We start from the raw sequence: 11,238 nt of genomic DNA on the forward strand, positions 1-11,238 counted from the left end.
AATCAGTTGACGTGCCATAACTCATCACCTCTAAACAGTATCTTTATTCTATGCAACTTCATGTAAAATTGGTATAATTGGAAATTGGCAATTGCTAATTGGTAAACAAGTAGTGGTTTTTGCCTGTCATCTCCTTCTACAGACGGGGTTGATCAAATTGCATAATTACTTATAGCAATCCTCGCATCATTTGTGAATTTCTTACTCCCGAGCGAGGGGATTCGGGGAGGGTTGGGGGGGGGTAAAAAATTTACGACTCCTGCAAGGATTGCTATATGCAGGACTACCCTTAATTAAGCCCGGGCTATCGTCCCCTGTATCAGTGGACACACATTGATGACCCGCAGGAGATGTCCCGGGTAGTTAAACAAACCGGGAATGTATTCCGGCGCGTTGTGCAGTTTTTTTAAGGTGACAGTGGGGGAACTGCTTCGACTATGCCTCTGCTATCCAAGGCGGAGCGATCGCCCTATACATCAAATAGCAACATCAATATCTAGATACCATTTAAGATTTTAGATTGTGAAAGTCTCCCGATAAAACATTTTGATAAATTTCGCTGAGTTTTGCAACAATTACGAGTCTTTTGGAATTCTAGAGCTATCGTGTAAAAAGTGTATTTTCAGGAGACTCAACTAATATGGGTTGGTTTAAAAGACTGTTCGGACTCGAAAAGCCTGAAGCCCCGGCTGAACCGATGGCACAAGTAGTACAGCAAGCAGCGCAAGCGCAATCCATCGCTCCTGCTAAAGTCGGCCCAGACGGAAATTTTGACGACAGCGGCCTCGCGAAGCGGGTCGCTTTAGCTTTTGACGGCGATCCAGAAGTTGCTGATATCGAGACTGTTTATGTAGCTCAGCTCAGCAGCACGGTTGTTCTCAAAGGTCAAGTTCCCAGTCAGGAAATTCTCGACAAGTTGGTGGCGATCGCCTCTGCTGAAGAAGGCGCTACAGACGTGCAAACCGATCAGGTGACTGTTGGCTAGTTCTCCGGAACCGAAGCAGTTTCGCTCCGGATGCTGCTCGAATTAGTCAAAAACTCGATTAAACCCGCTGCGGCGGGTTTTTTCTTGCCCTCTGCCCCTCAAAATATTAATTTTTGTAAATTTAACCGATTTATCTTAAAAAACAGTATAATTGAATACAGAAACTAAAAAAGTTTTAGCAAAGAAAACCCAAGCTGGCCTGACTGCCCTTTTTATCTCCATACATATAAGGATCAAAAATATGAAACTCACTTATCGCGGCGTCAACTACGAGTACGACATTCCGACAGTCGATATGATCGAAGGCGAAGTAGCGGGCAAATACCGGGGCCAAGACTGGAACTATCGGTATCCCAGACACATTCCCGGCCCAAATAAATACGGCGGCACAAACTATACTACAAAGCGAGATTCTCAAGGTGGCGATCGGGATAGCGCAGCAGTTCGCACCCCAGGGACGGTTGAATCTTACCCAACTGTTGTGGAAGTGGCGCAAATCCACCAAGCGAATATTTGCAATATTCTCGATCGTAGAAAGCAAGCAGCCAAAGCCAATGGCGATGAAAAACTGCTGCGCTTGCTAGAAATTGAGTCGAGACAGATGGTTTGTTAGAGAAAAGCTTCAGAAAACAAAGCGTTTGTCAAGAGGGGGAAATCGAGTTAAGCTCAATTTCCCCCTTTTGATGCTGTTTGTGCGATCGAATTCTCCTTTCCCCACAGCGCGCACGGCGATGTATTATTTATTTAGTTGCCCCTTAATTTTCAAACAAAACTCTATAAATTCTTGAAAACTAAGTAAGTGATCAGAATTGGCCTTAATTCTCGCTATCAATTGTTCAAGGTAATATTTTTCTTGTACTTCTCTCGGTTTAGATTTATGGTAAGAAAAACTCTTCTTTGACGCAGAACTACGCTCTTTGAAAATTTCTCTAAGATAACCTTCATGAAACAGAGCTTTTGTTTTATATCCAAAAATATCCTTTGTATTTTCTTGATCTTGCACAAATCCACTCGCTAAGTCTTCGGGATTACTTTTGCTTACATCAAAATATGCGATGTATTGTTTCAAAAGTGAATTATGTTGTGGATGTGTGACAAAGAACTTCCTATTGCCTAAAAACCAAGTTTCAATACAAACTTTCTGCACAATAATTTCTAGTTGACAATTTTCCGGTAAGGTTTTAAAAGGTTTATATTGTAATTCTAAGTTAATTTGCTTATTAGCTTCCGCTTTTTTCTCTGCAACTGTAAAACGGTCTGCATCTGTAAATAGTACCAAGTAATTATATTTAGGACACTCGTTAATTTCTTGGATAGCATTAGCAGCAACTCTGTAGCAACTAGGAACGCCCATATCACTTTCGTAATAATAGTTATTCTGATTTACAGCATCAAAACTATCCACTTCTGTCAAGTCTGGAAGAAGTACAGATAACCACTTCTTATAAACAATCGGTTCTGTCTTCCCTTCAAATACAAAATAGAAGTTCATACTATGATTGTTTTGCGAAAATTTTGGTTAATTGAATAAATGCGTCTTGTTTAGATTTACCCAAATGATAATCTGAGGCATTACAAATTCTAATATGTCCGCCCTGTCGAGTCACAATTTTCCAATATTCATACGGAATATTATTGATAATGTAAGGGTGATGGCTTGTAGCAATAAATTGTAAGGTTTTATTTTCGTGAATCAGGTCCTCAGTCAAGATGTCAATACAATTTATGCCTAAACTATTTTCAAATTCATCACTCAATATTACCGAACCTTCATTTGCCAGAAAAATTTCGGCTATATGAATAATTGTACGCAACATCCCCGAAGACATCCTATTTTCTCTAATCCATTTTGGTACAGATTTCTCTTTTATAGAAATACCAGGCTGAAATTTCTCAGCAATTGATTTAGGCAAGATGTCACTTTTAAAAGGCTCAACTTGTAGATCTCCGATTTGTGGAAAAATGTCAATAAATCTTGACTTGATTTTTTCATAAATATCTAACTTGTTTTCAAAAGTCAGATATAGTTTAGTTCTAATATCCTCATCACTATTTACTATGCTGTCTAAGGTTTTGTATTTATTTTTGAGCGAGTGCAAAGATTGGTTTGAGTTTATAAAACGCCGACCGTTTATTGTATGATCGCGATATTCTATTTTATTTAGAGCATCAAATGCTTCTTTAATCACACTTTCTTCTTTCAAAATATATATCATTGATTGATGCGAAGAAAGTTTAGGCATTGGGCGATCTTTAAACCTAATTTCTTCCTCTTTCAAATTTCGCTGAATTAAAACCTGATTATTTGAGGTCAATATTTCATAAATTAAGGAAGATTTTTCTCGCTCATCTTGTTTTTCTTTTTCATCATCCTCAAAGCTTAGTTCATTTGTTTCAACAGTATTAAAACGACCTTCCCAAATAAATTCAGTACCGTTTACAGTAGAAAATATGATTTTCCATTCAAACCCATTTATAGCTTTTCCATTTGCAATACGTCTTAAATCGATAATTGCACGCAGGATTTGGGTTTTGCCTGCACCTGATACACCTACTAAAAGGGTTAAGTTTGATGAAAACTTAATTTCATCAAAATCCCAATCCCAAAAATTATTTCTGAGTCTAAGTGAAATAATCTTCATAATTTAAAAGGGTTTTTATTGTTCATATGACCCAACGTATTTGCATTTTTGCAATCGAGTAATATTCGGGATTATCCCAAGCTCTACACTTTATTTATAAACCATTAAGAAGCCTTGTGTCAATACCGATTTTGGGAGACACACTCCTGAAAAATAAACCGGGTTTTTCACGAGCCTTCAAGGCTCAAATGCAGTAATTTCGTAAAAAACCCGGTTTCTGATTCTCACCATTACCCCTTGACGCAAACCACCTGCTTCAAAGTCGCCACAACTTCCACCAAATCCGACTGCTGACTCATCACCTCATCAATCGGCTTATAAGCCCCCGGAATTTCATCTAAAAATTGCTCATCTTTCCGGCACTCAACCCCCTCAGTCTGCCGCACAAAATCATCGAGAGTAAATACATTCTTCGCTTGATTGCGAGACATCAAACGCCCCGCACCGTGACTGCAACTACAGTAACTCTCAGCATTTCCCTTCCCTTTAACAATAAAAGATTTCGCCCCCATCGAACCCGGAATAATCCCGTAATCCTCTACATCTGCGCGCACAGCCCCCTTGCGAGTCACATACACATCTTCGCCAAAATGCACCTCTTTTTCCGCGTAATTATGGTGGCAATTCACCTCTAATAACGGCTTAACAGATTTGCCGCCCGCGACGTGCTTTTCCACAATTCGCTTAAACCGATTCATCATCACATCGCGATTAAAACGAGCATAATCTTGCGCCCACTGCAAATCGTGCCAGTAAGCAGCAAACTCCCGCGTACCCGCTACAAAATAAGCCAAATCTTGATCGGCGAGACTAATTTCTGCCAGTTTAGCTAAATGTTTAGCAGTCTCGATGTGCTGCTGTGCGAGCAAGTTTCCAATGCCGCGAGAACCGGAATGCAGCATCAGCCAAACAAAGTTTTCACTATCAACGCAAACCTCAATAAAATGATTGCCGCCCCCGAGGGAACCCATTTGTTTTAAGGCTTTATTGTTTTGGTGCTGCACGCCTTGATGAAGTTTCTTAAACTCGCCCCATCCCTGCCAGTTGGTGACAGTTTTTTCTACTTCCTTGTTTTCCGCAAATCCCACGGGAATTGCGGCTTCGATATCGAGGCGAATTTGTTTGAGTTTGCCTTCTAATTTGTTAGCTGTGAAAGGCATTTTAATAGCAGCCATCCCGCAACCAATATCAACCCCCACAGCAACCGGAATAATCGCTTCTTTTGTGGCAATTACTGAACCGACTAAAGCACCTTTTCCTAAATGTACATCGGGCATTAGTGCGACGTGTTTGAATACAAAGGGTAAAGATGCTACGTTGGCGGTCATCTTGGTTTCTTTTTCGCCCAGGGCGTGATTGGCCCAAGATAGCACGGGTTTTGGGGTTGATATGTCTAATTTTTCGTAGGGCATTTTTGTTTAAGTTGGTTTTGCCAGTTTGTTATGTAGTATTATTGTAACATAAAAACTTTCGGATGTCAAAAACACTAATTCTCGTAGGGTGTGTCAGTCGGGAATTTCTTTTGGGAGTCATAAAATTTTTACTGACGCACCTTACCCACTAATTCTTGCGGCGTCAACTTGACATCAAATGCTGTACCGATATTGTTTGTAAGTCCGACAGTCCGACAGGGAATGAATTCCCTGTCTCATAGCTAAAGTCCTCTGAAAGAGGACTGAAATAGATCGTATTTTCCATCAAAATCTACAGTCAGTTTTAACCGACTTTCGCTTTGAGGCAGGGGTTTAAACCCCTGCGGGATTGCGTCGAAGGGCGTAAAAAGCTGACACTACATTTTACAAATTCGGAGTCTTTCTCGCCGTCTTCTGCAGGGGAATAGCAACTGTCTGCGGCTTCTTCGCTGCAAAAATCCCAAAGAAGTCGTGCAGCAAAATATAGAAACACGGAATAATAAACAGCGTTAGCAAAGTCGCCAGCGACAAACCGGAAAACACCACCACACCCAGTGGTTGCAAGAATTCCGAACCTTCTCCAATGCCCAAAGCTAGGGGAAATAAACCCAAAACTGTGGTAATAGTTGTCATCAAAATCGGCCGCAAGCGCTGAGGTGCAGCCCTGAGAATTGCTGTCGTGCGATCGACCTTTTCCTCTTCCAGAATTTGGTTCGCCAACTCGATCATAATGATGCCGTTATTCACCACAATTCCCACGAGCAAAATTGCACCGATCATCACCGTCGCACCGATCGCAGTTTTGGTCACATAAAGCCCGAATACTCCCGCCGCCAACGCCAGAGGCACTGTCAGCAAAATCACCAGCGGATCAACCAAAGAATTGTACTGCACCGCCATCGCTACAAACACTAAAAAAGTCGCCAACCCTCCCAACAGCTTGAGAGAAGTTTGCAATTGCTCATTAGTTTCAGCAGCCGAACTCGGCAGAATTCTTACTCCTCGCGGCAACTTCAGTTCTGATAAAACTGCATCGACTTGCTGGACAGCATCGCCGAGACTTGCACCCTTATTCAAGTTTCCGACAACTAAGAAAACTTGCCGTTGATTGAGACGCTGAATTTCCGCAGGCGCTTTGCCGATCGTAATATTAGCCACGTCGCTTAAACGGATGATGCTATTATTACCAGATAACGGAATTTGTCCGAGTTGAGCAATAGATTTTACCGAAGTGCGATCGAACTGCACCCGCACATCTATTAATCGGTTTCCCCGCTGCAACTGAGTGGGAACAGCACCTTCAATTGCTGTCTGAATTGTCTCCCCAATATCTTGGGCTGTCAGCCCGTACACAGCGGCCCTTTCCCAATCGGGACGAATTTGTACCTCTGACTGCGGCGCGTCTGCCTCCGGCCGAAACCGGGCTAATTTTACCTTCTCATCTAATTCTTTTAATATCTGACGGCCGGCTTCCTGCAATGATTGTTCAGTTTCCCCCTGAACCACGACATCAATTTCGCCACCCCGCACGGGAGAATTAGTTAAAACTAAACCCCTAATCGATTCTGGAACTAGCCGCAGACGAGTTCCTTTAGGAAGGTCAAGTTTTTTAAATTCCTCAGTCATTTTTTCCGTAAAATCGGTGGTATTCGTACCTGGTTTTAGCGTAATTGTGCTGCTTCCCCTGAGCAAATTTTCCACCGTATTGTTGCCGAAAAGCAGCCCCCCTGCTGTAGTTAAAGTGTAGTCTGTTTCTGGCTGTGCGAGCAGAAGTTTATCGGCTGCAGCAATCACTTTTTGATTGGTTTCCAAGTTAGTCCCCGGAGGAAACGAAGCAAATAATCGGGCTTGACTTGTATTAACTCTCGGCAAAATTTCTTGGGGAATTTGACCAGCCATCAGCCAAGTGCCACCGCCTAAAATCACAAAAGCAACTGCAATGATAATTAACCGCAAACTCAGAACTTTTGACAGCATCGAACCGTAAGCCCGCGTACCGTTCTCAAAGCCTCGGTTGAAATTTTTTATCGGCCCGAACTGACTGATACCGCTGGAATAAGACATTCCCATCAGGCGAGAAGTCAGCATCGGCACTACCGTTAAAGCTACTAGCAGAGATGCTGCTACTGCAAAGCTAATTGTCAAAATTAATTCGTTAAATAGCAGAGAAAAGAAGCCGCCGATCAGCAAAAATGGAAGCACTGATACTAAGTTGGCTGCTGTGGAAGCAACCATTGCTGATTCTACTTCTTCACTCCGCAATACCGACTCTTCTATCGTGCGTTCTTTTCGATCTTTGATTCTGCCTTTTTTCAGATGAGGGTTGCTGTCTAGACCGACTACAATATTTTCTAAAATAACTACGCTGGTGTCGATCGCCTGACCGATACCTAATGCTAAACCGCCTAAACTAAACAAGTTCAGCGACAAGCCGAACAGCCGCATTAAAATAATGGCTGCTAGAGTACACAGGGGAATAGTCAGAGAAATAATCAGCGTTTGTCTGAGAGAACCTAAAAAGAACAAAACTGCGACCGCAGCCAACACTGCACCTGAAACTCCCGCATTCGCCACATCCGCTAAGGAATTGCGGATAAATCGGGATTCGTCTAAGGTAGTAACTACGGTCATGTCTGCAGAAATTAAGCCGGACTCCTGCATTTCTTTGATGCGATTTTTCACTCCGTCAACAACAGTAATTGTGTTGGCGTCCGGCTGTTTCAAGATGCTAATTTTAACGGCAGGTTTTTGATTGAGAAAAACTTTAACTCGCTGTTCTTCCGTGCCGTCATTGACTTGGGCAAAATCGCGCAGGTAAACTCGTTTTGGCGGGTTGGAACCGGATACTTGAAAGGAAAGATTGGCGATTTCAGAGGCTGTTCTAAAGCGACCGATTGTGCGCGTCAGCGGTTCGTTAGATTCTTGCCGCAGGCGACCACCGGAAGTGTCTAAATTGCGCTCGCGCAAAGCATTAAAAACGTCATTAAGATTAACTCCTAAACTTTGCAGCCGGTTCAGGTCAATATTAACTTGAATTTCTTCCTGAACGCCACCGGAAACGTCAACCGAAGCTACTCCTGGAATAACGTTAATTTCCCGGGCTAATTCGTCATCGGCAAATACCCGCAAATCTACCCCTTGTCGCGAGTCTGAAGTCAGGGCAAATTCGTACACCGGCTGTTGAGAAGGGTCAAATTTAAACAGACTGGGCGATTCAACTGTATCCGGAAGTCGGTTGCGAATTCGGTTGACGGAGGCTGTAGCGTCGTTTAGGGCTTGGTTGATGTCGCCCCCTGGTCTGAAAAATAAATCGACGCTGACTTGTCCTTCGCGGGTGCGGGAAAAAACTTGCGTGACTCCTTCTGTCGCTGAAAGCCCTTGTTCGAGGGGGCGGGTAATTTCGTCAACTGCAACTTCTGGCGAGACTCCGGGGGCGTCTAAGCGCACGCTGATGCGGGGATAGGTGATGGAGGGCAGCAAGTCAACGGGCAGTTGGGTGATGTAGAAAATGCCCACGACTATAATCGCAAGTGTCAGCATGAGGGTGCCGATGTGGCGGCGAATCGCGGTCGCGCTAATGCTGAATCCGGGTTTATCGGCGGTCATTTGATTTTAGATTTTAGATTTTAGGTTAAAAAATTGAAAAGTTTACCCAGTCAGCCTGCAAAGGAATGAATCGCAGGGCTGGCGACCAAATTGTTTTCGGTCAGGCTTTATTTTGTATAGGGAGTGAGAGAATATTTACGCTCCGCACCTGACAAGTAGTATAATAAATTTTAATAAATTGTCAAAAATGTTTTTTATAATATTCCTTTAGAGGTAGTCGATCGCCCAAAACGCAGATTGACATAAGTTGCGATCGGCTTTTAAATCTCTGTAAGTTATCGCAATCAGGAACAGGCAAGATGCCTGTTCCACAAGAAAGTTTATTTGTTGTGGAACAGGCATCTTGCCTGTTGCTAAAGTCTTCTTTCCTTGTTCTCTCTTTCTTCTTTTACTGTACTTGAGAGCCGTGGGCGCGGGGGTCGGAGCTACTTGTTTTCACAGGCCCTGTGGGGGGAGTAAAATTAGAAACTTGACCGCCAGCTTGGACGTGTGGCAGAGGTTTTCCTGCAATTAAAGCTTCTAAGTTAGCTTCCATAATACTGCGCGGCATTTCGCCCATCGTTTCCGCAACGGGGCTGCCTTTATCGTTCAAATAGACAAAGTGCGGAATGCCGTCTACTCGATATTTGGTAATTTCTGGCAGCCATTTGTCATTGTCTACATTCAGCATCACAAAATTCATCGGTTCGGCGTATTTCTGTTTGATTTCGCTCAGATCGTTAGCCATTGCCTGACAGCTACCGCACCAATTAGCATAAAATTCCATCAGTGTCGGTTTGCCGTTGATCAAAGCTGTTTCTAATGGCGTTGAAGCTTTTGCCATATCGGTGAGACTGCTTGATGGCGTTTGGGTTTGCAGCCCTAAGAAGATAGATACTGAAAGGGCGATCGCGGCTAACACGATCAATAAGTTTCTGAGGCGCGTGGCGACTTTTGTTTCGGGATTCTTAGCAGTAGGGGAAACAGTTGAGTTGGGCGAATTCTGGGTCATAAAATAAATTGCCGTTTTATTTCTATGTTTTTATTTTAAATAGATTCAGATTATACCACATTTTGAGATAATCAGACCCATATCATAAAAAATTTGGATAAAGGCAGTAATTAGACCAAGTGCGCTAAAACATAAGATAACTAAGATTGTTTGTAAATTATCGAGGACTTGCAGGGTGAAAAAACGGGTAACACTGACGTTTCCCCAACGATCGATCCAAATGCCTGTCACCTATCGACTGGCAAAGGATTTTAATGTTGCAGCCAACATTATCCGTGCTCAGGTGGCTCCCAATCAAGTGGGCAAACTGGTGCTAGAGTTATCAGGGGACATCGACCAACTAGAAGCGGCGATCGACTGGATGCGATCGCAAAACATCGGCGTTTCCCTAGCCAGCCGGGAAATACTGATAGACGAAGATATCTGCGTTCACTGCGGTTTGTGTACGGGGGTTTGCCCGACAGAAGCCTTGACCCTAGACCCAGAAAGCTTTAAACTAAGTTTTGCTCGATCGCGGTGTATCGTTTGCGAGCAGTGCATCCCTACCTGTCCGGTACAAGCTATTTCAACCAACCTCTAGCCCCTGTAAAAAGTCCTCTGGATCGTCATCTTTTTTTTGCCTGGTTCTCCTAATTGTGCCATTGGATGAAAAAAAACTCTTGGGTTTCCCTAACTCTACTTTTTGTTACTTATTTCACCTTTGGCTGGAAATTATCTGAGTTTGATGTTCCCCCGCACCTGACTTGGTTTTTAGCCATAGCTTCAATTTTAGTGTTCACTGTCGCCTTGTCGTTCCCTCTGAGAGACATAAAAGCCTTAATTATGCGGTGGTTTTCTAGTGATCTCGGTGCTTTTCTTTCTATTATTGTAGGAGCTTTGGTGGCAGTGGTAGTTTTTGCCTGGATGCACCTTTTTGCTACTTGTTTACTCTTGATTTCAGCCGGAGCTTTGGCAAGACTCGATATTCAAATATCTGGTTGGAAAAATTGGCGGGCTTTTGCGGTATTAGCTAGCATTTCTTTAACAGGTGTGGGGCTGGGTGGAGCGATCGAGTTTTGGTCAAAAACAGGCAGGCTCGTATTCTCTTAATTGGGAACGGGAAATTCATTCAACCAAATTATACAACTCGCAACGGATGTTTAGCGGAAAACTATGCGACTCTTCTGCTCTCGTTTCATGGAAGATTGTGCCATAGACATAAAAATCATTTGACGGTGACAACGCCTCTGAAACCTTGATAGTAAAAGCATTGAAGCCCCTGAATCTCAAAAAATATCGTGCATTATTGACAGGCTGATTGACTCATAAGATTGTCCGAGGGATCCTTGAAGCTGATTCCAGGGCTCTCGCCACTCTCTTTTATTGACTTTAGCACAGCAAGCGTATCTTTTCGCTTGGTCACTCAACTCATACCAAATCCGGGTATCATACCCCCGTTATGAGGACAAAAAAACTACTCGCTTATGTTATTTTAAAAAACTTAAAGTGAGGGTATATTTTGAAGGAAAACTGTCACTAATTTCACTATCTATAACTATTAATAATTAGCTTGCCAAGTGAAGAGATTCACTTGGCAAGCCGAGGGCGATCGTTGATGATTAT

At 43.0% G+C, this 11,238-nt stretch carries 10 protein-coding genes; 4 read left to right on the forward strand and 6 right to left on the reverse strand.

Translation table 11 applies throughout. The annotated features are described in order from the left end of the window. Positions 1-640 precede the first annotated feature (640 nt). Together QUB14_RS27190 and QUB14_RS27195 are read left to right on the forward strand one after the other, a co-directional pair. A complete protein-coding gene (locus QUB14_RS27190; protein WP_190737264.1) occupies positions 641-985 on the forward strand; it encodes a BON domain-containing protein in 345 nt (114 codons plus the stop codon). Between the two features lie 241 nt (positions 986-1,226). After that, complete coding sequence (locus tag QUB14_RS27195; RefSeq protein WP_333218022.1) at positions 1,227-1,598, forward strand: DUF4278 domain-containing protein; 372 nt, start codon at positions 1,227-1,229, stop codon at positions 1,596-1,598. Between the two features lie 123 nt (positions 1,599-1,721). Here the strand turns inward: QUB14_RS27195 and QUB14_RS27200 are convergent, their stop codons facing one another. The 6 genes from QUB14_RS27200 to QUB14_RS27225 form a co-directional block, all read right to left on the reverse strand. Continuing rightward, on the reverse strand, positions 1,722-2,477 hold the full coding sequence (locus QUB14_RS27200) for a hypothetical protein (protein ID WP_333218023.1): 756 nt from the start codon (positions 2,475-2,477) through the stop codon (positions 1,722-1,724). Between the two features lies 1 nt (position 2,478). Then, positions 2,479-3,627, reverse strand: coding sequence for an AAA family ATPase (locus tag QUB14_RS27205; protein ID WP_333218025.1), 1,149 nt, complete (start codon positions 3,625-3,627; stop codon positions 2,479-2,481). A gap of 230 nt (positions 3,628-3,857) precedes the next feature. After that, on the reverse strand, positions 3,858-5,039 hold the full coding sequence (locus QUB14_RS27210) for an RtcB family protein (protein ID WP_333218027.1): 1,182 nt from the start codon (positions 5,037-5,039) through the stop codon (positions 3,858-3,860). Between the two features lie 384 nt (positions 5,040-5,423). Further along, a complete protein-coding gene (locus QUB14_RS27215) occupies positions 5,424-8,645 on the reverse strand; it encodes an efflux RND transporter permease subunit (protein ID WP_333218029.1) in 3,222 nt (1,073 codons plus the stop codon). 207 nt (positions 8,646-8,852) lie between these two features. After that, positions 8,853-8,987 carry a hypothetical protein gene (locus tag QUB14_RS27220; protein WP_333218031.1) on the reverse strand — a complete coding sequence of 45 codons (135 nt, stop codon included), beginning with the start codon at positions 8,985-8,987 and terminating at the stop codon, positions 8,853-8,855. A 46-nt stretch (positions 8,988-9,033) separates the two neighbouring features. After that, complete coding sequence (locus tag QUB14_RS27225) at positions 9,034-9,636, reverse strand: thioredoxin family protein (RefSeq protein ID WP_333218033.1); 603 nt, start codon at positions 9,634-9,636, stop codon at positions 9,034-9,036. 175 nt (positions 9,637-9,811) lie between these two features. Between QUB14_RS27225 and QUB14_RS27230 the strand changes: the two genes are divergently transcribed. After that, complete coding sequence (locus QUB14_RS27230; RefSeq protein ID WP_006635751.1) at positions 9,812-10,216, forward strand: NIL domain-containing protein; 405 nt, start codon at positions 9,812-9,814, stop codon at positions 10,214-10,216. 65 nt (positions 10,217-10,281) lie between these two features. Continuing rightward, on the forward strand, positions 10,282-10,725 hold the full coding sequence (locus QUB14_RS27235) for a hypothetical protein (protein ID WP_333218034.1): 444 nt from the start codon (positions 10,282-10,284) through the stop codon (positions 10,723-10,725). The last annotated feature ends 513 nt before the right edge of the window (positions 10,726-11,238 follow it).

Origin of the sequence: Microcoleus sp. B3-D2 (assembly GCF_036705345.1) — a bacterium.
Taxonomy (GTDB): Bacteria; Cyanobacteriota; Cyanobacteriia; order Cyanobacteriales; family Microcoleaceae; genus Microcoleus.

What these genes read in the sequence shown, in the direction of transcription:
- QUB14_RS27190 (WP_190737264.1), top strand. Translation starts at nt 641, where the DNA reads ATGGGTTGGTTTAAAAGACTGTTCGGACTCGAAAAGCCTGAAGCCCCG.
- QUB14_RS27195 (WP_333218022.1), top strand. Translation starts at nt 1,227, where the DNA reads ATGAAACTCACTTATCGCGGCGTCAACTACGAGTACGACATTCCGACA.
- QUB14_RS27200 (WP_333218023.1), bottom strand. Translation starts at nt 2,477, where the DNA reads ATGAACTTCTATTTTGTATTTGAAGGGAAGACAGAACCGATTGTTTAT.
- QUB14_RS27205 (WP_333218025.1), bottom strand. Translation starts at nt 3,627, where the DNA reads ATGAAGATTATTTCACTTAGACTCAGAAATAATTTTTGGGATTGGGAT.
- QUB14_RS27210 (WP_333218027.1), bottom strand. Translation starts at nt 5,039, where the DNA reads ATGCCCTACGAAAAATTAGACATATCAACCCCAAAACCCGTGCTATCT.
- QUB14_RS27215 (WP_333218029.1), bottom strand. Translation starts at nt 8,645, where the DNA reads ATGACCGCCGATAAACCCGGATTCAGCATTAGCGCGACCGCGATTCGC.
- QUB14_RS27220 (WP_333218031.1), bottom strand. Translation starts at nt 8,987, where the DNA reads ATGCCTGTTCCACAACAAATAAACTTTCTTGTGGAACAGGCATCTTGC.
- QUB14_RS27225 (WP_333218033.1), bottom strand. Translation starts at nt 9,636, where the DNA reads ATGACCCAGAATTCGCCCAACTCAACTGTTTCCCCTACTGCTAAGAAT.
- QUB14_RS27235 (WP_333218034.1), top strand. Translation starts at nt 10,282, where the DNA reads ATGAAAAAAAACTCTTGGGTTTCCCTAACTCTACTTTTTGTTACTTAT.